Here is a 22,308-nt window from a genome sequence, read left to right as displayed (position 1 = left end):
AGGCGCCCCACCGGCCACCACGAAGACACCGCCACCGTTCGCACCGGCCAGCGCGGTGCCGTCCGCCGGGACCGACCGCAGGTGGCTGTACACGCCGCCGATGCCCGCGTTGTCGATCGCGGTCTGGTCGACGATCACCCGCGGCGCGATGTTCGGCACGTGGGCGAAGTCGCTCACGTACACCGGCGCACCGCCCGCCATCACGTACACCCCGCCACCGTTGCCGCCGGCGATGGCCGTGCCGTCGGCCGGGGCAGACCGCAGGTGGTTGAACTCGCCGCCCGTACCGGCGTTGTCGATCGCCGACTGGTCCACGGTGACCCGGGCCGCGATGTTCGGCACGTGGGCGAAGTCGCTCACGTACACCGGCGCGCCACCGGCCACCACGAAGATGCCGCCGTTGTACCCCGCCAGGGCCGTGCCGTCGGCCGGGACGGCGGGCAGGGCGTTGAACTGGGCCAGGCTGATGGTGACGTAGGACTGGAAGCCGCCCACGTTCGCCCAGTTGGTGACGAAGATGGGGGCACCGCCCGCGATCCGGTAGACCGCGCCGGTCTCGGCCACGTTGATGAAGGTGCCGTCGGCGAGCTGCGGGTTCACCAGGATGCTGGTCGAGCCGTACGTGTGGGACTGGCCGTCGGTCTGGTTGGTGATCGGCGTGACGCTGTAGGTGCCGGAGGCCAGGCCCGCGGTGTTCCAGGTGTAGGCATAGCCGGTGGTGTTGGGGCTGACGGGGCCGCCGCCGGCGCGGACGGTCTGGTCGTAGCCGCCCGGGCCGGTGATGCGGTAGTCGAGGTAGTTGATGTAGCCGTTGGCGGTGACGGTGGAGGTCAGGCCGACGCTGCTCCCGTTGTTCTGCGCGTTGGCGGTGACGTTGAAACCCGCGGGGATCGGCGGGGTGCTGGTGGCTCCGAGGGGGCTGACGTAGCCGAGGAAGTTGTAGCCGGAGCCTTCGAGGCTGTGCTCGATCTGGTCGGCGGTGCCGGTGACTTCGGTGACGCGGCCACTCTGGTTGCCGCCGATCTCGGTGATGACGCCGTTGCTGACGCTCTCCACGATGCCGACGTGGGCGCCGCCGCTGGCCTTGGTCGGGAAGCCGGAGCCGCCAAAGATCATCGCGTCGCCGGGCTGCGGGGTGTAGCTGCCAGGGTTGTGCCAAGTCCCGTTGCGGTCGCCGTAGTTGACGAAGGTGGTGACGGTCCAGCCGAGCGAGGAGACGTCGACCCCACCCTGCTGCCAGGCCCACTTGGCGAAGGCGGCGCACCAGTTGTAGCTGCAGGGGATGCCGTCGTAGGCGGAGGAGCAGCCGTTGCCCAGCTGTCCGTGGGCGGACGAGACGATCTGGCTGCGGCTCACGGCTGCCGAGGCGGGGCCGGCGGCCGCGGTCACCAGGCTGCCGGTGGCGACGGCCAGGCCGGCGGCGACGGCGAGGGACTTGCTGAAGGCGTTGCGAGGCATGGCGGAACTCCGGGTCGTGGTGTGTGAGGTGGCACGGAGGCCCGTGCGGTGAGGAAGAAGGGGGACGGCTGTCCTGCAGGAACAGCGGTCTCGGCCCTGGTGCGGCGGGGTGACGAGCGGTCAGGATCAGGAGATGACCGGGGCGCTGGGCGCCGGCACCGGCGGCAGGTAGTGCCGGGTCAGCAGCGCGGACTCGCGGTGGCAGCGGGTGAGCAGCGCGGTGGCGTGCGCCAGGCCGTCCTGACGGGGCGAGCGGGGCTCGTGGGGCGAGCGGGTGGCGGTGAGGCTCAGGAAGAACAGGATCAGGTCGATCCGGGCGGGCTCGACGCGAGCGGCGATGTGCTCCAGACGGTCGGCCGGGACGGCGTGCGACCACAGGGCTTCCAGTGCCTGGGCCACCTCGTCGGCGGGCGCCGGACCGGCGCCGGGGCGGCGCTCCAGGCTGGCGTAGACGATGTCCACGGCCCGCTCATCCCCACTGGAGCTCACCGTCGACCACGGGCGCCTGGGAGGAGGACACCACGTGGACGGCGGGAGCGGCGGGAGCGGTGGCCGCGGCAGCGAGGTCCGCGCCTGCTGCCGCGGGCAGCAGGACCGCGGCGGCGAGGAGGGCGGCGGCGGCAAGGAGCTTGCGGGTCATGGTCGTTGTCCTTCGCAGACGGTTCGTGGGCAGGAGAGTGGACTGGTGCTGCTACGGCCGGGCGCCCCGCGGTGGCGGTCCTTCCGTTCGCCGTCCCGGGTGCTCCCCGGTGGCGATGACTCAAGCTTCGCCGCCGCTCGCCGCCTCCGGTAGGGCTGCGCCCTGTCGCCAAGGCGCCAGGCGGGATCTCGACAGCGCCCCTCGTCGCCCCCCTTCCGGTCCAAGGTCGAAAGCTGTCCGCCCGAACCCCTACGATGACCGCCATGACTACTGGGGGGCCGGACGGCCGGCTCGTCGACGGGCGCTTCGAACTGCTGGAGCGGCTCGGTGGCGGCGGCATGGGCCTGGTCTGGCGTGCCCGGGACACGGTGCTCCAGCGCGAGGTCGCGCTCAAGGAGGTCCGCCCGCCGGACCCGGCGATGCTCGCCGCCGATCCGGCGGCCGCCTACGAGCTGCGCGAGCGGGTGCTGCGCGAGGCCCAGGCGCTGGCCCGGCTCCAGCACCCCAACGTGGTGATCATCTACCACATCGTCGACACCCCCCAACTCCCGCACCCCTGGCTGGTGATGGAGCTGGTGACCGGTGGCTCGCTGCACGACCGGATCGGCCGGGGACGCCTCGCTCCGCAGGAGGCCGCCAGGATCGGCCGGGGCGTGCTCTCCGCGCTGCGCGCCGCCCACGCGGCCGGCATCCAGCACCGCGACGTCAAGCCGGGCAACGTGCTGATGCGCACGGACGGCACCCCCGTGCTGACCGACTTCGGCATCGCCGCACTGAGCGGCTCGACCAGCCTGACCGCGACCGGTTCGCTGATCGGCTCGCCGGAGTTCATCGCCCCCGAACGGATCCGCGGCCAGGAGGGCAACCCCTCCTCCGACCTCTGGTCACTCGGCATGATGCTGTACGTGGCCGTCGAGGGCCACCATCCGCTCCGCCGCGCCACCAGCCTGGCCACCCTGGCCGCCGTCCTGGACGAGCCGCTCCCGCCGCCGGCACTGGCCGGCCCGCTCGGCAACACGCTCACCGCGCTGCTGGCCCGCGACCCGGCGCTGCGGCCGGACGCCGCCGAGCTCGACCGGCTGTTCACCGCCGCCGAGCAGGGCATCGACGGCACCCTGGGCGGCGCCCAACAGTGGCCCACCCAGCTGAGCGGGCAGATCCCCTACACGCCGACCCAACTCAACGGCCCCGCAACCGAGTTCCCGTCCGTGCAGTCCTGGCCGACCGGTCCGTCCGGACAGTTCTCACCGTCCGGTCAGCAACTACCTGCCTCCGGGCAGCAGTTCTCACCATCCGGGCAGCAACTCCCGTCCTCCGGCCAGCAGTTCTCACCGTCCGGGCAGTCCTGGCCGACCGGCGGCCCGCAGGACCGGATCCCCGAGCCGTCCACCAGCGGCCAACAGCCGTGGGAGCAGCCGGAGTCGCCCGAGCGGCAGCGGCCCGAGCGCAGGCGCACCGGCCCGGTGGTGGTGGCCGCCGTGGCCGGGGTGCTCACCGTCGGGCTGCTCGGCTGGTCGGTCAACCACGGGTGGTGGAAGGCGGTCACCGGCAACGACCGCAAGACGTCCGGCACCTCGCAGCAGACCGCCGGTCCGGGCAAGGGCGGTACGGACTCCTCCGGCAGCACCACCGTCGGCGGAACCCCGGCCAGCCCCTCCGCCACCGCGACGGGCGCAACCAAGGCCCCGCCGGCCACCAACGCCGGCCCGGATCTGCTGACCCCGGACGGCGCCCGGGCCCTGGTCGCCGCGATCCAGGGCACCACCGGCAGCACCGTGATCACCGACATGACCGTCTACCCGGAGCACGCGAGCGCCAAGGTGGTCTCCAAGGACAACCCCAAGCGCTACGACGACGTCACCTACCGGGCCGGCAAGACCACTGCCAAGCCGGGCGGCACCCTGAGCGCGGGCGAGGACACCGTCGACCTCACGAAGATCGACTGGAACAAGGTCCCCACCGTGATGGCCACCGCGCAGACCCAACTCGGCGTCGACAAGCCGAAGTCCCGCTACATCATCGTGGACTACGGCTGGTTCGCCAACGAGATCACCATCCGCTACTACGTCTCCGGCGAGTACTCCAGCGGCGGGTACGTCACGGCGGGCGCCGGAGGCAAGATCCTCAAGGTGGTCCAGGGCTGACCGGCTCGGGCGGGAGCACCGGTGCGCACCAACTAGGGTGGGTCTTTTCGGTGCACATCGGAGGGGTCTGTGGCGGGTTCGGGGGCCGAAGGGGACGGCAGGGCCGAGGACGAATCCTCCTCCGGGATCCGGCTGACCCTCCTCGGCGCCGTCGAGGCGTCCCGCGACGGGCAGCCGCTGACGCTGGGCCCGCCCCAACGCAAGGCGGTGCTCTGCGCGCTCGCCCTCCGGCCACGCCGGTGGGTGTCCGCACGGAGCCTGCTCGACGCGCTCTACGAGGACTCGGCGCCGGCCAGCGGAGTGGCCGTGGTCCAGACCCACGTGGCGGCCCTGCGCCGAGTGCTGGAGCCGGCCCGAAGACCCCGCACCCCGTTCACCGTGCTGCTCTCCGGACACGGCGGCTACCGCCTGGAGATCGAGGCCGAACAGACCGACCTGGGCCTCTTCGACCACCTGGTGGCCGAGGGCGAACGCGCCCGCGACCGGGCCGACCTCGCAGCCGCCGAGCAGCTGTACGCGCGGGCCCTGCGGCTGTACCGGGGCGAGCCCCTGGCCGGCCTCCCCGGCCCGTACGCCGCCATGTGGCGATCCACGCTGACCGAGCGTCACCTGACCGTGCTGGAGGACGGCCTCCACCTGGAGCTCAGCCTGGGCCGCGGCGAGGCGACCGTCGACCGGCTCCGGGTCCTGACCGCCGAGCACCCGCTGCGCGAACGCCTCCGGGCCCTGCTGATGCACGCGCTGCACCTGGCGGGCCGTCAGTCCGAGGCCCTGGACGTCTACGCCCGGACCAGACGGCTGCTGGTCGAGGAGCTCGGGGTGGAGCCGGGCCCGGAGCTGCGTGCGCTGCACCGCCTGGTCCTCGCCGGTCCGGTCGCGCAGCCGCACCGGGACGTGGCCGGGATCGGGACCGCACCCGCGCCCGCGCCCGCGCCCGCAACCGGGTCCGTACCCGGGTCCGTAGCCGGGGGGAGCCCGGGAACGGCTACCGGAGCGGTACCGGCGCACCAGCCGGCCGGGGTGGCGACGACCGCCGTACCGGCGGCACTCGGCGACCCCGGGGCGACCCCGCTGACCGACCGCGAGGACCAACTGGCCACCCTGCTGGCGCTCGCCGCCGGAGCGGCTGCCGGGGAGGGCGGGCTGGTGCTGGTCTCCGGCGTCCACGGACACGGCAAGTCCCGCTTCCTGGCCGAGGCCGCCCGCCGGCTGCCGGAGGCCCGCCGGGTGGACCTGCCGGGCGGGGCCGCCGCCTCCGTGCCGGACCTCCTCCTGCGCGCCCTCCGCAGGCGGACCGCAGCTGACGACCCGTCGGCGACCGGTCGGCCGACGGAGGCCGACGGGCCGCCGGGCGAACTGCTTCACCAGGCCCTGCTGGACAGCGCTGAGAGCGCTTCCCCCGTGGTCCTGGTCGACGGCGTCACGGAGCTGGACGAGCGCGCCACCGCCCTCCTCGCACAGCTCGCCCAGCGGCTGCGCGGCTCCCGGGCCCTCTTGGTGCTCGCCGTGGAGGACCGGCCCTGGGAGCCGGCCCGGCACCGGGACGTGGTGTTGGCGAACGCGGCGTCGGCCGTGCTGCACCTGGGCCGGCTCACCGAGCAGGCCGTCGCCGGGCTGGTGGCCCGCAAGCTGGGCGCACCCGGTGCCGACGGCCTGGCGCTGAGCATCCATCAGGCCACGGCCGGCATCCCGCTGCTGGTGGCCGCGCTGGTCGCGGACCTGTGCGGTCTGCCCGCCCCCGACCACGTGCCGGCGCACGCCGCCGACGGCCACTACCTGCGGGCACTGGCCTCGATGCTGGACGCGTACTCGCCGGAGCGGTCCCTGCTGCTGCGGGCGGTGGCCGTGCTGCACGGGCACCGGCCCACCTCACAGCTGCTGGCGGCCGTCACGGAGGAGCCGGTCTCGACGGTGCGGGACCGCTGCGAACGGCTGGTGACGATCGGCGTGCTGGCCTCGGCCGACCCGCCGGAGTTCCGTCACCCGGTGGTCCCCAACGCCCTGCGCTGGCTCTGCACACCGGAGGAGAACGCCCGGCTGCGGGTCGCGGCGGCCCGGCACGCCCTGGTGTCCGGGCACGGCGCCCGTCGGACCGCCGGCCTGCTGGACGACCTGACCGGCCCTCAGTGGTCGGAGTGGACGCCCGTACGGGTGGCGGCGGCCGAGGACTGCCTGCGGCAGAACCTGGTGGCGGAGGCCCTGGAACACCTGCAGGCCGCGCTCCGGACCGCCTCGTCCGCCCAGCGCGGCGAGGTGCTGGTGCGGCTCGGGCAGCTGGAGCTCTGGGTCAACCCGGCCGCCTCGCTGGCCCACCTCCAGGAGGCGCTGCGGGAGCAGCGGACGGAGCGTCAGCCGCCGACCGCGCTGATCCCGCTGGCGTGGACGATGGCCGCCAACCGGCAGGCCCGGCCCGCGCTGGCGCTGATGGCCGAGGTGGTGGCCGAGACCGAGCCGCGCGATCCGTCGGCGGCGCGGGCGCTGCGGGCCTCCGCCTGGATGGTCGCGGCGCTCACCCACGAGGGCTGGGCCACGTACGTGGCGGGGCTGCGGGCCGACCCCGCACAGGCCGGCGATCCGGTCGCGGCGGCCGTGCTCACCTGGGACGACGCGTTCACCGTGCGGTGCAGCGCGGCGGAGGCACTGGCCCGGTTCCCCGCCGAGCACAGCGCGGACGGCGCGTGGGGGCGGCTGCCGGGCGAGGTAGTCGGCATCCTCACCCACATCGCGATGTGGGCGGACGACCTGACGCTCGCCGGTCAGCTCAGCGACCTCGACGAGGACCGCCACTTCGGGACGGTGGACGTCTACCGCCGGATCGTCCGGTCGGAGGTCTTCCTGCGCCAGGGCGAGTACCGACGGGCCCTCGCGGAGTGTGCCCCGGTGGTCGGCCTGCCGGTGGACCAGGTGCCGCGACGCCCGGCGGCCCTGGTCGCCCAGTACGCGCACGCACTGCTCGGCCTCGGCCGGGCGGCGGAGGCCGAGCAGTGGCTGGACGACGTGGACGGGCACGCCAATCCCGAGTCCTGGGAGTGGACGGTGGTCAAGTACGTCCGGGCGCTGGTCTGTTCGGCGCTCGGACGGCCGCAGCAGGCGGCCGCGCAATTCCTGGACTGCGGGCGGCGCAACTCCGCCTGGGGTCTGGACAATCCCGCCCACATCGCCTGGCGCAGCTCGGCCGCCGTCGAACTGATGCGGGCCGGAGCCGAGGGCCGGGCTCGTGAACTGGCCCTGGCCGAGCTGGACCTGGCCCGGCGCTGGGACACCCCGACGACCCTCGGCCGCGCCTGGCGGGCCGTGGCCCTCACCACCGCCGGAGGCCCCTCCCTGCCCCTGCTCGAACGGGCCGTGGACCACCTGAGGGCCGGTCGGACCGTGGACGTGCTGGTCCCGGCGCTGCTGGACCTGGCCCGCGCCTTCGCCACCACCGGGGACCTGGCCCGGGCCCGGGAGCTCCTCACCGAGGCCCGCAGCCTGGCGGAGCCGAGGGGCATGGCCCTACCCGTCGACCCCGACCTGGCCACCCTGGCCTGACCCCGGAGCGGGCGGCGTTGGGCGGGCGTTGAGAGCGTTTTCAGCGCGGCGGTGCAGGGTGTCCTGGTGGAACCGGGATCAGGAGCGCAGGCGGCGGGCGGCCGCGTAGGCGGCGGAGCGGTCGGCCGCGAGGTGGTCGAGGGGGGCGGCGACGCCGGGCGGGAGGTTGAGGGGGTCGAAGGCGGGTTCGGTGGTGGGGGGCTCGGCGCGGTCCAGGGTCAGGGTGCCCAGGGTGACGGTGTGGCGGGAGATCCAGGGGCGGGTGGGGTCGTGGACCTCGTCGGGGCCCTCGGGGAGGTGGGCGAAGAGGTCGAAGGAGGCGGGGAGTTCGGCGGGCAGTCCGGCGGTGAGGTAGTCCCGGGGGCGGGCCAGGGCCTGATCCGGCGTCAGCGGGGGCACCGGGCGGTGCGGGCGCAGGCCGAGGCGGGCCCAGCGGGTGGTGCCGACGGCGTTCACCAGGCCGAAGGCGTGGGCCGAGTGGTACACGAGGCCGGTGAAGCCGGCCGCCGGGCGGCTCCGCTCGGCCAGGGCGAGGGCGTCGGCGGCCTCGGGGTGGCCGGCCACGTACAGGGGAACGGCCGAGGGGTCGCCGGAGTTGGCGGCGCGCAGGAAGTCGACCATGTCGGCCCCGGTGCGGGCGAAGAAGACCGGCAGGGTGAAGAGCACCAGGTCCAGTTCGCCGATCCGGACGGCGAGGCCGTGGTCGGAGGGTGCGCCGTCGTGGCCCTGCGGCCCGCCGAGGGTGCTGGAGAACCGCGCGGTGGCGGGGGTGGCCGGGGTGGCGAAGAGCGCGGCGGTGCTCAGCGGCGGGGCGAGCGGCGAGGGCGTGAAGCTGCCGGACGCCCAGCCGCCCCGGGCGTGCAGGAGTCGGTCGCGGGGGTCGGCGCCGGTGGCCGCGGCGATCCGGGAGGCGAGCCGGGCGCCGTGGGCGGCGGTGGAGTTGCTGGTCATGGCCGTGACGGTAGGGCGCGTGGTCCGGTCCGCGGATCGGTCACCGTATCGGTCGGGGCCGCGTGGTGAGGGACTGTCAGTGAGTACGGGGAGCGTGGAAGTGAAGCTGTACGGGCGGGAGCGGGAGCAGGCCGAGCTGGCGGGGCTGCTGACGGGTGCGCGGGAGGGCCGGGGGTCGGCCCTGGTGCTCTGGGGCGATCCGGGCATCGGCAAGAGCGCGCTGATGGAGCGGGCCGCGGCCGGTGCGGAGGGCTTCACCGTGCTGGCCTGCCGGGGCAGCCGGATGGAGTCCGGTCTGGCCTTCGCCGCGCTGCACGAGATGCTCTGGCCGGTGGCGGGGCGGATCGATGCCCTTCCACAGCCGCAGGCCTTGGCGCTGCGCGAGGTGCTCGGGCACGGCCACGGTGACGCGGAGCAGTTCCTGATCTACGTCGGCGCCCTCACCCTGCTGACCGAACTCGCCGCCGAGGAACCGCTGTTGCTGCTGGTCGAGGACAGCGCGCAACTGGACGGGTCGACCGCCGCCTGTCTGGCCTTCGTCGCCCGCCGGCTGTCCGGCGCGCCGGTGACGATGCTGATCGCCTCGCACACCGATCCGTCCGCCGGGGGCTACTGGGAGGGCCTGCCGGGCCTGGCCGTCTCCGGGCTGGCGGAGACCGAGGCGGCCCGGCTGGTCCGGGCCGAGGTCCCGGACGCGACCGATGCCACCGTGTCGCGCGCCGTCCGGGAGGCCTGCGGCAATCCGCTGGCCCTGCGCGAACTCCCGGCCCTGCTCGGCGAGTCGACGGAGCGCCTGGCGGTCGGCCCGCGCCTGCGGCACGCCTTCGGCGCCCGGACCGCCGCGCTCTCGGCTCCGGCACGGGCCCTGCTCCTGCTGCTGGCGGCCGAGGACCGGGGTGACCAGCACCTGGTGCGGCGGGCCGCAGGCGCGCTCGGCCTCGGCCCGCAGGCCTGGGAGGAGGCCCGGCACTCGGGGCTGCTGACGGTCCGTGAGCAGGAGCTGGGGTTCCGCGCGCCGCTGATCGGGTCGGTGGTGTACGAGGCCGCGCCGTTCGCCGAACGGCAGGCCGCGCACCGGGCGTTGGCGGCGGCGCTGGGCGACGGCCCGGTCCACGCGGGGCTGCGGGCCTGGCACCTGGCGGCGGCGGCCGACCGCCCGGACGAGTCGGTGGCGGACCTGCTGGAGGAGGCGGCGCGACAGGACCGCTCGGGCGGGGGTGCCGCCTCCGCCACCCGGGCGCTGCTGCGGGCCGCCGAACTCTCCCCCGCACCACCGGACGCCGGGCGGCGGCTGGCCCTCGGGGCGCTCAACGCCTGGGAGTCCGGGCAGGTGGAGCGGGCCAGGGGCCTGCTGGAACGGGCCGGACAGCTGGTGCCGGACGAGCTGGTCGCCGAGGCGAGCGGCGGGCTGGCGGGGCTGGCCGAGTTCGCCCACGGCGACCAGGAGAGCGCGCACCGGCTGCTGCTGCGCGACTCCCGGACCGTCTCCGAGCCGTCCCGGGCACTGGAGTTGGCCGCCCTGTCGATGCGGGCCGGCTGGGCGGCCGGCTCGCCCGAGCGGCAGGCCACCGGGCTGGCCCGGGTCAACGAACTGACCAGGGAGGGCAGTTCGCCGGAGTCGGTGGTGCTGGCGGAGCTGGCACCGTGGTGGGGCGCCGGCGGGTCCGCCGGCCCGGTGCTCACGGACGAGGCGGTGGCCCGGCTGGGCGCGGTCTGCTGGCGGCTGGTGCCGCCCGGCCCGATCGCCGTGGCCTGGGGTGCCGAGCGGGCGGTGGCGGAGGCCTTCGCCCGCAAACTGGCCGACCTGCGGCGCGGGGACGCGGCCAGCGCGCTGGTCCTGACGGTGCCGCAGACCGCGACGCTGGACATCGTCTCCGGCCACTGGGAGACGGCGGCGGCCAACGCCGCCGAGACGCTGCGGCTGGCCGAGGAGATCGGAGCCGGACACGCCGCCTCGCAGTGCCGCAACTCGCTGGCCTGGTTGGCGGCGCTGCGTGGTGAGGACCGGACCGTCGCGGAACTCTCGGCCGTGACGCTGGAGTTGTCGGTGCCCCGGCGGGTGCGGGCGCTCACCGCCGCCGCGTACTGGAACCAGGGGCAGGCCGCGCTGTACGCCGGGCTGGCGGAGCAGGCCCTGGAACGGCTGGTCCGGCTGGCCGAGCCCGGCCACCACGCGGCGCACCCCACCTTCGCCCTGCTGGCCGCCGCCGACACGGTGGAGGCCGCCGTCCGGGCCGGCCGCCCGGAGGCCGGGGCGGCGGCCTTCGCGACGCTCGCCTCCTGGGCCCGGCGGACGGGCGCGGCGTGGGCGGTGGCGGCGGCGCACCGCAGCGCGGCGGTGCTGGACGGCGGGTGGGCGCAGGAGTGCTTCGAGCGGGCGCTCACGGTGCCGGGAGCGGCGGAGCGGCCGTTCTGCCACGCACGGACGCATCTGCTGTACGGCGAGTGGCTTCGGCGGGCGCGGCGGCGGGCGGAGGCGCGGGTGCACCTGGCGGAGGCGGCGGAGGTGTTCCGGCGGCTGGGGGCGGTGCCGCTGCTGGCACGGGCCTGCGGGGAACGGGAGCTGACGGGAGCTCAGGGACGTCCGGCGGAGGAGGACGGCGGTCTGACGGCCCAGGAGCTCCGGGTGGCCCGGCTGGCGGCCGAGGGGCTGACCAACCGGGAGATCGCGGCCCGGCTGCTGATCAGCCCCCGGACGGTGGGGCACCACCTGTCCCACGTCTTCGCCAAACTCGGCATCGCCGCCCGCGCGGAACTGTCCCGGGTCGACTTCGACAACGGGCTGCGCCTGGTGGCCTGAGGCCGGCGGCCTCTGGCAGTCGGTGCGGCAGGGCAGCGACCCAGGGGCGCGAGGAACTGCGCGCTGCGGGAGGCACCGACCCGTGTGCCGGGTACGGACACTCACGTGCAAGTGAATCTCCGTACCCGGCACACGGGTCTTCTTCTTCCGTCTCGCGCAGTTCCTCGCGCCCCTGACCGCCCTCCGGGCGGTCCGAGGGCGGTCCGGGCGGTCCGAGCGCGGTACGGGGGTGACGGATTCGGTGACCGATGTGCTGGTCGGCGCGGCTGCCTAGCGTCGTCGGCATGAACGACAACGTCCTGACCACCGTCATCGTCGGGGGCGGCTCCGCCGGAGCCGTGCTCGCCGCCCGCCTGACCGAAGACCCCGCCCGCCGCGTGCTGTTGCTGGAGGCGGGCCCCGCCTACGCCCCCGGCACCTACCCCGAGGAGGTCGCCTCCAGCAGCGTGCTGGGCGGCGGGACCGGGCACGACTGGGGGTACCGTTCCGAGCCCGGGGTGATCGGGCATCCGGTGGAGGCGTTCCGGGGCAAGGTGCTCGGCGGCAGCTCCGCCGTCAACGGGTCGGTCGCGGTGCGGGCCCTGCCCTCGGACTTCGCCCGATGGGCGGCGGGCGGGCTGAAGGGCTGGTCGTACGAGGAACTGCTGCCCGCCTTCCGGGCCTTGGAGTCGACCACGGCGGGGGCCGAGGAGCTGCACGGCCGTGGCGGGCCGCTCCCGGTCATCCAGCTGACCCGGGAGGACCTCAGCCCGATGCAGCGGGCCTTCGTGGACGCGGCGCTGGCCGTGGGCCTGCCCGCGGTCGAGGACTTCAACGGCGCCGAGCCGCACGGGGTGGGCCCGTACCCGATGAACGTCCGGGACGGGGTGCGGGTGAACACCGGCATGGCGTACCTGACCGGGGCGGTCCGGGCCCGGCCGAACCTGACGATCCGTGACGGCACCCTGGTGGACCGGGTGCTGTTCGACGCCGGGCGGGCGGCCGGGGTGCTGCTCGCCGACGGGACCGAGGTCCGGGCCGCCGAGGTGGTCCTCAGTGCGGGGGCGTACGGCAGTGCGGCGATCCTGCTGCGCTCGGGCATCGGGCCGGCCGAGGAGCTCCGGGAGCTGGGCGTTCCGGTGGTGGCCGACCTGCCGGTGGGGCGGCGGCTGCAGGACCACCCCTTCTTCTACAACGCCTACGCGGCGGCGCCGGAGCGGATCGGCGCGCAGACCCCGGTGATCGGGGCCAAGGTCTGGACGGCCGGATCCGGGGCCGCCGAGGGCGAGTTGGACCTGCACATCACCGCTACCCACCTGTTCGACCACGCCGCCAGCCCGACCGGGGTCGGCTACGTGCTGGCCGTGGCGCTGGTGCGCCCGGCGTCGGTGGGACGGCTCTCGCTGGTCAGCCGGGATCCGGCGGACGCACCCCGGATCGACCTCAACTTCCTGGCCGAGCCCGAGGACCGCCGGCGGCTGGTCGAGGGCGTGAAACTGGCCCGCCGGATCGGTGCCGCGGAGCCGCTGGCCACGCTGGCCGACCGGGAGCTCAACCCGGGCCCGCAGGCGGTGGACGACGCCGCGGTCGAGGCGGCGGTGCTGGCCACCCTGGACACCTACCACCACCCCACCTCCACCGCCCCGATGGGCGCCGAGGACGACCCGACGGCCGTCACCGACCACCTGGGCGCGGTGCGCGGGGTGGCCGGGCTGCGCGTGGTGGACGCCTCGATCCTCCCCGACGTCCCGTCGGCCGCCACCAACCTCACCGTGATCGCGGCCGCCGAGCACATCGCCCGCCGGATCTGAACTCCTTTCCGAGGAAACGCACATGAGCAACGAGTACGAGCACATCGTCGTCGGTTCCGGATCGGCCGGCGCCGTGGTGGCCCGACGTCTGGTGGAGGCCGGCCGCCGGGTCCTGCTGCTGGAGGCGGGCCCGGCCGACGAGAACGAGGCCATCCACGACCCCACCGGTTCGATCCGGCTCTGGGGCAGCGACTGGGACTGGGCCTACGCCACCGAACCGCAGACCCACGCCGACGGCCGGCGGCTGCCCTGGCCGCGCGGGCGAACGCTGGGCGGGTCCAGCTCCTTCAACGGCATGATCTACGTCCGGGGCGCCGCCGCCGACTACGACTCCTGGGCCTACCAGGGCGCGGCCGGCTGGTCCTGGCGGGAGGTCGAGCCCTACTTCCGCCGGATGGAGGACTTCGACGGCGGACCGGCCGGCGGCCGTGGCACCGGTGGGCCGCTGCACGTCCAGCGCAACCCCGGGCCGGACCCACTGGTGCGGTCCTGGGTGGCGGCGGCGGAGCAGTACGGCCTGCCGTTCAACGAGGACTACAACAGCGGGAGTCAGTACGGCGTCAGCTTCACCCAGCACACCATCAAGGACCGCCGCCGGCAGTCGACCTGGGTGGCCTACGGCCACGCCGTCCGGGAGAACCCGCTGCTGACCGTGGTCACCGGCGCGCTGGTGACCCGGATCGTGGTCGAGGGCGGACGGGCGGCCGGGGTCGCCTACACGGTCGACGGCCGGGAGACGGTGGCCCGGTCGGCGGGAGACGTGGTGCTCTCCGGCGGGGTGTTCGGCACGCCCCAGCTGCTGATGCTCTCCGGCGTCGGCCCCGCCGACCACCTGCGCTCCTTCGGCCTGCCGGTCCGCGCCGACCTGCCCGGCGTCGGACAGAACCTGCAGGACCACTGGTCGGCCCCGTTGGTCTGGCGGTCCAAGCGCCCGCTGCCGGCCTGGGCCGCCCAGGGCCTGGAGGCGCAGTACTTCGCTTCCTCCCGACCGGGCCTGCCGGTGCCCGATGTCCAGCCGCTGTTCCTCTCCTTCCCCTACCCGGTGCCCGGGGCCGAGCTGCCCGAGCACGGCTTCTCGGCCGTGGGGCAGCTGCTGCACCCGTACAGCCGGGGCGAGCTGCGGCTGCGCTCGGCCGACCCGTCGGTGCCACCGGTGCTGGACCCGCGGGTGTTCTCCGACCCGCGCGACCTGGAGACCCTGACCGACAACCTGGAGCAACTGCGGGAGATCGCCCGGCAGTCGGCGCTGCGGGAGTGGAACGACGGCGAGGTGCTGCCGGGCCCCGGCACCGCCGGCCGGGCCGCGCTGCGCGAGCACGTCCGCGCCACCGTGGTCTCCGGCCACCACCAGGTCGGCACCGCCCGGATGGGCCTGGACGCCCTGGCCGTGGTCGACCCCGAGCTGCGGGTGCACGGGGTGGCCAACCTGCGGGTGGCCGACGCCTCGGTGATGCCGCACGAGACCACCGGCAACACCAACGCCCCGAGCATCATGATCGGCGAGAAGGCCGCCGACCTGGTCCTGCGCCGCACCGTGTCCGTCTCCCAGGGGAGTTGAGCAGACCTCATGCCCACCACCGTCACCGCCGCGGTCACCCGTGCCCCCGGCTTCCGGCTGGAGAGCCTGACCCTGGAGGACCCGCGCCCGGACGAGGTGCTGGTCCGCTACGCCGCCGCCGGGCTCTGCCACACCGACCTGGAGGCCGCCGCCGGCCGCCTGCCCACCCCGCACCCGGTGGTGCTGGGCCACGAGGGCGCGGGCGTGGTGGAGGCCATCGGCTCGGCCGTCACCGGCTTCGCCCCGGGGGACCGGGTCGTGCTGAGCCTGGACTCCTGCGGGCGCTGCCCCAACTGCCTGGCCGAACAGCCCGCCTACTGCGAGCACCACCTCCCGCTGAACTTCCACGCCCGCCGCGCCGACGGATCGGTGGGCCTGCGGGACGCGGCCGGGGAGCCCGTCCACGACCACTTCTTCGGCCAGTCCTCCTTCGCCTCGCACGGCCTGGCCCACCCTCGTGGCCTGGTGCGGGTGCCGGACGGCTTGCCGTTCGAAACGCTGGCCCCGCTGGGCTGCGGGGTGATCACCGGCGCCGGGGCGGTACTCAACTCGCTGCGGGTCCCGGTGGGCGCCACGGTGGCGGTCTTCGGCCTGGGCGCGGTCGGGCTCGCCGCGCTGATGGCTGCCGCGACCTGCGGCGCGGGCCGGATCGTCGCCGTCGACCGCAACCCGGAACGCCTCGCTCTGGCAAGGGAGTTGGGCGCCACCGAGGTGGTGGACGCCTCCCGCGACGAGCCGGTCGGGGCGGTCCTGGAGCTCACCGCCGGGCGCGGGGTCGACCACAGCGTGGAGTCCACCGGCGTGGTCGAGGTGATGAACGCCGCCGTCGCGGTGCTCGCCCCGCTTGGCTCCGCCGCGGTGCTCGGCGTGGCCGGACTGGAGGCCGAACTCCGGATCAACGCCTTCGAGTTGCTCAAGGGCCGGAGCGTACGGGGCTCGGTGATGGGGCATCAGGTCCCCGGGGTGCTGATCCCCCGGCTGCTGGAACTGCACCGGCAGGGCCGCTTCCCGCTGGAGCGCCTGGTCACCGGCTACCCGCTGGCGGAGATCGACCGCGCGGTGGCCGACGTCCGGTCCGGCCGGACGGTCAAGGCCGTGCTGCGGCACGGCTCATGACCCTCCGCCATCCGGCCCGGACCGCCTTCCTGGCGCTCGTGCTGCTGTATCTGGCGGCGGTCTGGACACCGCTCGGCCAGCGGGCCGAGAACGCCCTGATCGTCGGCTATGCGGACGCGGCCCGGATCCTCCCGGCCGTCGAGTCCTGGGGGCCGCCGCCGCTGGTCCACGAGTACGCCACGGTCGCCGGCGGCCTGGCCGTGATCGCCGCGCTGACCGTGGTGCGTCGGGGCTGGCGGGAGGGCGGCGCGGCCCTGCTGACCGTCACCGTCACCCTCGGGGCGGCGGAGTTGCTCAACAAGGTCCTGCTCACCCGGCCCGACCTGGTCGGCGCCGAACAGGAGTTACTGGCCGCGAGCTTCCCCAGCGGGCACGTGGCGATCGCCGCCGCGCTGGCACCGGGCCTCGCCCTGGTGACCCCCGCGCGACAGCGGCCGCTCGTCGCGGCGGTCGGCGCCCTCTGGGTGGCGGTGACCGCCGGAGCGGTGCAGGCCCTGTACTGGCACCGGCCGAGCGACGTGCTCGGCGCGGTCCTGCTGGCCTGCGGCGTGCGCCTCGCCGCCGGACGGCTGCTCCACACCGACCGGCCACCGGGGCCGACCCGCCCGGTCGCCGCCGTCCGCCCCGGCATCACCGTCCGGCTGCCTCCCCCGCGTGCCGCGCTGCTGCTCGCGGTCCCGGTCGCGTACGCCGCCGCCAGTCGGCAGGACGGGCTGCCGCGCCCGCTGGCCTTCGCCCTGGCGGCCTGGCTCTGCGCCGCCATGATCCTTCGAACTTCCTTGCTCACCAGCATGGTTGACCATCCCCGCGGCACCCGCCGCGCACCCACCGAGGAACGTCCATGAACAGCACCACCGGCCGCAAGGCCGCCCTCGCCGCCACGGCCACCGCCGTCGCGGTCACCTCCCTCACCTCGCTCGCCCCGGCCGTCGCCGAGGACCGGCACGGCTCCGGACCCAAGCCCACCGTGGTCCTGGTGCACGGCGCGTTCGCCGACGCCTCCGGCTGGAACGACACCGCCGACCGGCTCCGCCGCCAGGGCTTCCCGGTCCGCGCGGTGGCCAACCCGCTGCGCGGACCGGCGAACGACGCGGCCTACCTCCAGGGCCTGCTCAAGGGCGTCAAGGGCCCGAAGATCCTGGTCGGCCACTCCTACGGCGGCGCCGTCATCACCAACGCCGCCCCGGGCATCACGGACGTCAGGGCCCTGGTCTACGTCGCCGCCTTCATGCCCGCCGAGGGCGAGTCGCTCGGCGGCCTGCTGGCCGGGGCCGGCGCGCCGGACCTGCCCGCCCAGCCCTTCGAGTACACCCGCCCGGACGGCACCGTCTCCACCGAGATCGCCCTCGACCCGGAGCGGTTCCGGGACACCTTCGCGGCCGACGTCCCCACCGGGACGGCTGCGCAGATGGCCGCCGCCCAACGGCCCATCGCCGCTGAGGCGTTCGGCCAGCCGCTGAAGCAGGCCGGGTGGAAGACCATCCCGACCTGGGTGCTGGTGGCCAAGAACGACCACGCCCTGCCGCCCGCGCTCCAGCGCACCATGGCGGCCCGGGCCCAGGCCCGCACCACCGAGGTCGCCAGCTCGCACGCGCTGATGGTCAGTCACCCCGACGCCGTCGCCGACGCCGTCCGGGACGCGTACCGCCACACCCGCTGACCCTCCGTCGCGGGCCCCGTCCCCGGGCCGCGCACGGCACCGCCCCGGGGCCCGCGACGCTCCCGAGCAACGAAAGAACCACCGTGTCAGACAAGCACTTCCTCGCGCTCTCCGGCAGCCTGCGGCACTCCTCGCACAACACCGCCCTGCTGCGCGCCCTGCAGGACCTCGCCCCGGCCGGCGTCACCGTCGAGCCGCACCCCGGTCTCGGCGCCCTGCCGTTCTTCGGCCAGGACCTGGAGGACGGCCCGGCCCCGGCCGCCGTCGCCGATCTGCGCCGCCGTGTACAGGCCGCGGACGGCCTGGTCATCGCCACTCCCGAGTACAACTCCGCGATCCCCGGCGTGCTGGTGAACGCCCTGGACTGGCTCTCCCGTCCGTCCGAGGAGCACCGGTCGCCCGTCCTGCGCGGCAAGCCGGCCGCCATCCTGGGCGCCTCGCCCTCCCGCTTCGGCACCGCCCGGGGCCAGTTGGTGCTCCGCCAGATCCTGCACCGCACCCAGACCCCGGTGGTGGCCCACCCTGAGGTCACCGTCTTCGAGTCGCACCGGCGGTTCGCCAGCGACGGCTCCTTCGTGCACGACGATCTCACCGACAGCCTGCTCCGCGCCCTGCTGGCCGAGCTCGTCCTGCTGGCCGAACAGACCGACCTGACCGAACGTCACTCCCACACCTCCTGAGGATCTCCCGTGCACCACGCCCGACACCTGATCAACGGTGAGTGGACCGACTCCGCCCGCCGCACCGAGTCCCTCAACCCCGCCACCGGTGAGGTGCTCGGCACCTTCGCCGACGGTGGCGCCGAGGAGGCCCGGGCCGCCATCGCCGCCGCCCGCACCGCCTTCGACACCACCGGCTGGGCCCGGGACCGCCAGCTGCGCGCCCGCGCCCTGTTCGAGCTGGCCGACCGACTCGCGGCCCGCCGCGAGGAGTTCATCACCCTGCTGGCCCGCGAGAACGGCAAGGTCCTGGCCGAGGCCGCCTTCGAGATCGACCTCACCGTCCCCAAGCTGCGTTACTACGCCTCGCTCGCCCTGAGCGACCACGGCAGCGCGGCCGAGGTCCGCCCCGGCCTCTACTCGATGACCCTGCGCGAGGCGGCCGGCGTGGCCGCCGTCATCGCCCCGTGGAACTCCCCGGTGGTGCTGGCCGTCCGCTCCTTCGCCCCGGCCCTGGCGGCCGGCTGCACCGTGGTGATGAAGCTGCCCGGCCAGACCGGACTGGTGAACGGCCTGCTCGCCGAGGTCATCGCGGAGACCGAGAGCCTGCCCGCCGGCGTGGTCAACGTCTTCACCGAGTCCGGCAACGACGGCGCCCCGCTGCTGGTCACCTCCCCCGAGGTGGACGTGCTCAGCTACACCGGCTCCACCGTGGTCGGCCGGATCATCATGGCCAACGCCGCCCCCACCCTCAAGCCGCTCTCGCTCGAACTCGGCGGCAAGAGCCCGATGGTGGTCTTCGACGACGCCGACCTCGACGCCGTCGTCCCGGTGCTCACCAAGGCGGTCACCACCTTCACCGGTCAGTTCTGCATGACCGGCAGCCGGATCCTGGCGCAGCGCGGCATCGCCGACGAGCTGCGCCGCCGGATGAGCGACGCGCTGCGGGCCGTCAAGGTCGGCCCCGGGGACGACCCGGGCAGCGAGATGGGCCCGATGATCGACGAGGCCAACGCCCGGCGGGTCGAGCGGATGGTGACCGAGGCGGACGGGTACGCGACCGTGCTGGTGCGCGGCGAGCGCGACGGCGCCTTCCTCTCCCCCTCACTGGTCGAGGTCGCCGACCTGGACGCCCCGATCGTGCAGCGCGAGGTCTTCGGGCCGGTCGCCACCTTCGAGCTCTTCGACACCGAGGCCGAGGCCGTCACCCGGGCCAACGCCACCGAGTTCGGTCTCGCCGCCTCGGTCTGGACCCGGGACGTGGACCGGCCGCTGCGGGTCCAGCGCGAGCTCAAGGCCGGCACGGTCTGGACCAACACCTGGGCCGTGGTGCACGACATGTTCGAGGAGGGCGGCTTCAAGCAGAGCGGCCTGGGCCGGCTCAACGGGGTGCGCGGCCTGGAGGAGTTCCAGGAGGTCAAGCACTTCGTCCACGCGGCCCCGCAGGGCTGACCGGTCGTCTTGGAACCGCCCCGCTGGAAGACGGCGGTGGTCTCGGCCATCGCCGTCTTCCCCATCTCCCTCCTCGCCGCGGCGTTCCTGACGCCGCGTCTGACCGGCCTGCCGCAGGCGGCCAGGTCGGCGGTCTTCGCCGTGCTGTTCAGCCTGCTGATGACCTACGTCTGCCTCCCCCTGGTCACCCGCGCCCTGCGCCGGTGGCTCCACCCCTCGCACCAGGAGCACTCCCCATGACCACCGCCGTCATCGGTACCGGAAACATCGGCCGCCGCCTCACCGCCGGCCTCGTCGCGGGCGGCGAGCCCGTCCTGCTGGCCGGCACCGACCTGGCCGCCACCCGGGCCCTTGCCGCCGAACTCGGCGTCCTGGTAACCCCGCTGACCACCGATCAGGCCGTCGAGCAGGCCGACGTGATCGTCTTCGCGGTCTGGCTCGACACCACTCGCGAGCTCTTCGCCCACTACGGCGAGCGGCTCTCCGGCAAGGTCCTGGTCGACCCCTCCAACCCGATCGCCCCCGACGGCGTGGGCGGCTTCGCCAAGACCCTGGGCCCCGAGGAATCGGCCGGGCAGCTGCTGGCCGCCCTCACCCCGCCGGGCGCGCACCTGGTGAAGGCCTTCGGCACCCTCTCCGCCGACACCCTCACCGCCGCCGCCCACCGCTCCCCCGAGCGCGCCGTCGGCTTCTACGCCGCCGACGACGAGGCAGCCGGCAAGGTGGTCGCGGCCCTGATCACCGCCGCCGGCTTCGACCCCGTGCCGATCGGCGGCCTCGACCGGTCCATCCGGATCGAGGTCTTCGGTGACCTGCACGAGTACGGCGCCCTGGGCCGCGCCGTCACCCGCGCCGAGGCACTCGCCGCGCTCTGAGGGTCCGTCACGGCCCTTCCCCTCGCTCCCGGAGGGGAGGGGCCGTGTGGTCATGCCCGGGCGGCCGCCAGCCGCCGTTCGAGGGCGGCCCGGCACGCGGGCCACTCGGGCGCGATCACCGAGAACATCGCCGAGTCACGCAGCCCGCCCTCCTCGCCCGGGGCCCAGGAGGCCGACCAGTTCCGCAGCACGCCCTCGAACCGCGCGCCCACCGAGGCGATGGCGGCCCGCGACCGCGCGTTCCGGGCGTCCGTCTTGAGGTCGACCCGGGCCACGCCCCACTCCTCGAAGGCGTGCCGGAACAGCAGGTACTTCGCCTCCCGGTTGATCCCGGTCCCCTGCGCGGAGGCGGCCAGCCAGCTGAAGCCGACCTCGACCGCCCGCAGCCCCTCGCCGGAGGGCCACGGCCTCGGATCCCAGAAGGCCGTCGCGCCGACGGCCCGGCCGGTGGCGGTCGCTATCTGCGCGTACGGCACCAGCCGCCCGGCCGCGGCCCGGGCGAGCTGGGTGTCGATGTACCCCGCCACCCCGTCCGCCCTCGGCACCCAGGTGTAGCCGAAGGATCCGCGCTCCTCCTCCACCGCCTGCTCCAGATCAGCCGCATGACGCCGCGTCAGCGGCTCCAGGCGCACGCGTACGCCCTCCAGGACGGGACCCTCCACTGTGAAACCCATGGCCCGAGCCTGGCAGCAGGGCGCGGGCCCGTCACGCGATATCCACCTGGTGGAACGCCCCGGACCGCCCACGGGCAGGCCGCCCCCAGGGCATGCGGCGGCTGACACCAGGTCACCTCCCCGCCCGGCCGGCCGGTCGGCGACCGGGGCTTCGGCCCCGTCCGGTCGGAACGGGGTGGCATCCGCCATCGGCGAACACCGACCCGGGCGGGCGCAGCGGTCGTTAGCGTCCGGTCGTATGACGACGACGGTCTCCACCCGTACGGTCGAGTACTCGGCCGATGACCTGACGATGGCCGGGCACCTGGCACTGCCCACCGGTGCCGGGCGGCGGCCCGCGGTGCTGATCGGGCCCGAGGGGATGGGGCTCAGCGAGGTGGAACGGCAGCGGGCCGAGGCGCTGGCCGAGTTGGGGTACGTGGCGCTGGCGTTCGACCTCCACGGCGGGCGCTACCTGGCGGAGCCGGAGGAGATGCTGGCCCGTTGCCTGCCGCTGCTCGCCGATCCCGACCGCATGCGCGCGGTCGGACACGCCGCGCTCGACGTGCTCCGCGCCGAACCACGGGCCGACCCCGACCGGATCGCCGCCATCGGGTACGGCACCGGGGGTGCGATCGCGCTGGAACTCGGCCGCGACGGCGTCGACCTGCGCGCGATCGGGACCGTCAACGCGCTGACCACGGGCCGCCCAGGCGAGGCGGCGCGCATCCGCTGCCCGGTGTGGGCCGGGGTCGGGTCGCAGGACCCGATCATGCCGCCCGCCCAACGGGAGGCGTTCGCCGCCGAGTTGGAGGCCGCGGGCGTCGACTGGCGCCTGACGGTCTACGGCGGGGCCCTCCACGCCTTCCACCACCCGACGGTCGACCACACCACGGTCCCCGGCGTCGGCTACCACCCGCGGCACGCACGACGAGCCTGGCGCGACATCGTCGCCCTCCTCACCGAGTGCCTGCCGGTCACGGAGTGAGCCGACCGACGCACCGCACCGCGGTACCCGGCA

Annotated in this window: 18 protein-coding genes; 13 read left to right on the top strand and 5 right to left on the bottom strand. The window is 75.0% G+C overall.

Features of this window, described 5'->3' with window-relative positions; all coding sequences use genetic code 11:
* The 3 genes from ACZ6ZR_RS05265 to ACZ6ZR_RS05255 form a co-directional block, all read right to left on the bottom strand.
* Positions 1-1,458, bottom strand: a 1,458-nt coding sequence (locus ACZ6ZR_RS05265; protein WP_465639540.1) for a CHAP domain-containing protein, incomplete at its 3' end; no start/stop codon positions are given.
* Positions 1,459-1,584: 126 nt separating this feature from the next.
* Entirely contained in the window at positions 1,585-1,920 is a 336-nt protein-coding gene (locus tag ACZ6ZR_RS05260) for a hypothetical protein (RefSeq protein WP_465639538.1), read from the bottom strand.
* A gap of 7 nt (positions 1,921-1,927) precedes the next feature.
* A complete protein-coding gene (locus ACZ6ZR_RS05255; RefSeq protein WP_465639537.1) occupies positions 1,928-2,098 on the bottom strand; it encodes a hypothetical protein in 171 nt (56 codons plus the stop codon).
* 263 nt (positions 2,099-2,361) lie between these two features.
* Here ACZ6ZR_RS05255 and ACZ6ZR_RS05250 point away from each other — a divergent pair, with 263 nt between their 5' ends.
* Together ACZ6ZR_RS05250 and ACZ6ZR_RS05245 are read left to right on the top strand one after the other, a co-directional pair.
* Complete coding sequence (locus tag ACZ6ZR_RS05250; RefSeq protein WP_465639535.1) at positions 2,362-4,242, top strand: serine/threonine-protein kinase; 1,881 nt, start codon at positions 2,362-2,364, stop codon at positions 4,240-4,242.
* A gap of 69 nt (positions 4,243-4,311) precedes the next feature.
* Positions 4,312-7,773 (top strand): BTAD domain-containing putative transcriptional regulator, encoded by a 3,462-nt coding sequence (locus ACZ6ZR_RS05245; protein WP_465639533.1) that lies wholly within the window; start codon positions 4,312-4,314, stop codon positions 7,771-7,773.
* 78 nt (positions 7,774-7,851) lie between these two features.
* Here the strand turns inward: ACZ6ZR_RS05245 and ACZ6ZR_RS05240 are convergent, their stop codons facing one another.
* Positions 7,852-8,724, bottom strand: a complete 873-nt coding sequence (locus tag ACZ6ZR_RS05240; RefSeq protein ID WP_465639531.1) for a catalase — start codon at positions 8,722-8,724, stop codon at positions 7,852-7,854.
* 94 nt (positions 8,725-8,818) lie between these two features.
* On the opposite strand from ACZ6ZR_RS05240, the gene ACZ6ZR_RS05235 reads away from it, so the two are divergent.
* The 10 genes from ACZ6ZR_RS05235 (at position 8,819) to ACZ6ZR_RS05190 (ending at position 20,634) form a co-directional block, all read left to right on the top strand.
* Positions 8,819-11,524: an AAA family ATPase gene (locus tag ACZ6ZR_RS05235; RefSeq protein WP_465639529.1), complete on the top strand. Its 2,706-nt coding sequence runs from the start codon at positions 8,819-8,821 to the stop codon at positions 11,522-11,524.
* Between the two features lie 284 nt (positions 11,525-11,808).
* Entirely contained in the window at positions 11,809-13,314 is a 1,506-nt protein-coding gene (locus ACZ6ZR_RS05230; protein WP_465639527.1) for a GMC family oxidoreductase, read from the top strand.
* Between the two features lie 22 nt (positions 13,315-13,336).
* Positions 13,337-14,872 (top strand): GMC family oxidoreductase, encoded by a 1,536-nt coding sequence (locus ACZ6ZR_RS05225; RefSeq protein WP_465639525.1) that lies wholly within the window; start codon positions 13,337-13,339, stop codon positions 14,870-14,872.
* A 9-nt stretch (positions 14,873-14,881) separates the two neighbouring features.
* Positions 14,882-15,988: an NAD(P)-dependent alcohol dehydrogenase gene (locus ACZ6ZR_RS05220; RefSeq protein ID WP_465639523.1), complete on the top strand. Its 1,107-nt coding sequence runs from the start codon at positions 14,882-14,884 to the stop codon at positions 15,986-15,988.
* A complete protein-coding gene (locus tag ACZ6ZR_RS05215) occupies positions 15,985-16,833 on the top strand; it encodes a phosphatase PAP2 family protein (protein WP_465639521.1) in 849 nt (282 codons plus the stop codon). Before ACZ6ZR_RS05220 ends, ACZ6ZR_RS05215 begins: the two co-directional genes overlap by 4 nt.
* Positions 16,830-17,648, top strand: a complete 819-nt coding sequence (locus ACZ6ZR_RS05210) for an alpha/beta fold hydrolase (protein WP_465639519.1) — start codon at positions 16,830-16,832, stop codon at positions 17,646-17,648. The genes ACZ6ZR_RS05215 and ACZ6ZR_RS05210 overlap by 4 nt, the downstream gene beginning before the upstream one ends.
* A gap of 83 nt (positions 17,649-17,731) precedes the next feature.
* Positions 17,732-18,328 (top strand): NADPH-dependent FMN reductase, encoded by a 597-nt coding sequence (locus ACZ6ZR_RS05205; RefSeq protein WP_465639518.1) that lies wholly within the window; start codon positions 17,732-17,734, stop codon positions 18,326-18,328.
* Between the two features lie 9 nt (positions 18,329-18,337).
* The gene (locus tag ACZ6ZR_RS05200) at positions 18,338-19,759 is read left to right on the top strand and encodes an aldehyde dehydrogenase family protein (RefSeq protein ID WP_465639516.1); all 1,422 of its coding nucleotides are present in this window, start codon (positions 18,338-18,340) and stop codon (positions 19,757-19,759) included.
* Between the two features lie 9 nt (positions 19,760-19,768).
* The gene (locus ACZ6ZR_RS05195) at positions 19,769-19,999 is read left to right on the top strand and encodes a putative antibiotic biosynthesis monooxygenase (RefSeq protein ID WP_465639514.1); all 231 of its coding nucleotides are present in this window, start codon (positions 19,769-19,771) and stop codon (positions 19,997-19,999) included.
* Positions 19,996-20,634, top strand: a complete 639-nt coding sequence (locus ACZ6ZR_RS05190; protein WP_465639512.1) for an NADPH-dependent F420 reductase — start codon at positions 19,996-19,998, stop codon at positions 20,632-20,634. The genes ACZ6ZR_RS05195 and ACZ6ZR_RS05190 overlap by 4 nt, the downstream gene beginning before the upstream one ends.
* Before the next feature lie 50 nt (positions 20,635-20,684).
* Here the strand turns inward: ACZ6ZR_RS05190 and ACZ6ZR_RS05185 are convergent, their stop codons facing one another.
* On the bottom strand, positions 20,685-21,308 hold the full coding sequence (locus tag ACZ6ZR_RS05185) for a GNAT family N-acetyltransferase (protein WP_465639511.1): 624 nt from the start codon (positions 21,306-21,308) through the stop codon (positions 20,685-20,687).
* A gap of 238 nt (positions 21,309-21,546) precedes the next feature.
* Here ACZ6ZR_RS05185 and ACZ6ZR_RS05180 point away from each other — a divergent pair, with 238 nt between their 5' ends.
* Positions 21,547-22,275: a dienelactone hydrolase family protein gene (locus ACZ6ZR_RS05180; protein ID WP_465639509.1), complete on the top strand. Its 729-nt coding sequence runs from the start codon at positions 21,547-21,549 to the stop codon at positions 22,273-22,275.
* Positions 22,276-22,308 lie beyond the last annotated feature (33 nt).

The sequence above is a fragment of the Kitasatospora sp. NPDC088742 genome (assembly GCF_055584905.1).
The sequence above is the reverse complement of the archived record's forward strand: the minus strand, read 5'-3'. Positions and strand labels throughout refer to the sequence as shown.

Excerpts from the sequence above, each read along its gene's own strand:
- ACZ6ZR_RS05250 (WP_465639535.1), top strand. The coding sequence starts at position 2,362 with ATGACTACTGGGGGGCCGGACGGCCGGCTCGTCGACGGGCGCTTCGAA.
- ACZ6ZR_RS05185 (WP_465639511.1), bottom strand. The coding sequence starts at position 21,308 with ATGGGTTTCACAGTGGAGGGTCCCGTCCTGGAGGGCGTACGCGTGCGC.
- ACZ6ZR_RS05225 (WP_465639525.1), top strand. The coding sequence starts at position 13,337 with ATGAGCAACGAGTACGAGCACATCGTCGTCGGTTCCGGATCGGCCGGC.
- ACZ6ZR_RS05215 (WP_465639521.1), top strand. The coding sequence starts at position 15,985 with ATGACCCTCCGCCATCCGGCCCGGACCGCCTTCCTGGCGCTCGTGCTG.
- ACZ6ZR_RS05220 (WP_465639523.1), top strand. The coding sequence starts at position 14,882 with ATGCCCACCACCGTCACCGCCGCGGTCACCCGTGCCCCCGGCTTCCGG.
- ACZ6ZR_RS05255 (WP_465639537.1), bottom strand. The coding sequence starts at position 2,098 with ATGACCCGCAAGCTCCTTGCCGCCGCCGCCCTCCTCGCCGCCGCGGTC.
- ACZ6ZR_RS05180 (WP_465639509.1), top strand. The coding sequence starts at position 21,547 with ATGACGACGACGGTCTCCACCCGTACGGTCGAGTACTCGGCCGATGAC.
- ACZ6ZR_RS05210 (WP_465639519.1), top strand. The coding sequence starts at position 16,830 with ATGAACAGCACCACCGGCCGCAAGGCCGCCCTCGCCGCCACGGCCACC.
- ACZ6ZR_RS05240 (WP_465639531.1), bottom strand. The coding sequence starts at position 8,724 with ATGACCAGCAACTCCACCGCCGCCCACGGCGCCCGGCTCGCCTCCCGG.
- ACZ6ZR_RS05190 (WP_465639512.1), top strand. The coding sequence starts at position 19,996 with ATGACCACCGCCGTCATCGGTACCGGAAACATCGGCCGCCGCCTCACC.
- ACZ6ZR_RS05230 (WP_465639527.1), top strand. The coding sequence starts at position 11,809 with ATGAACGACAACGTCCTGACCACCGTCATCGTCGGGGGCGGCTCCGCC.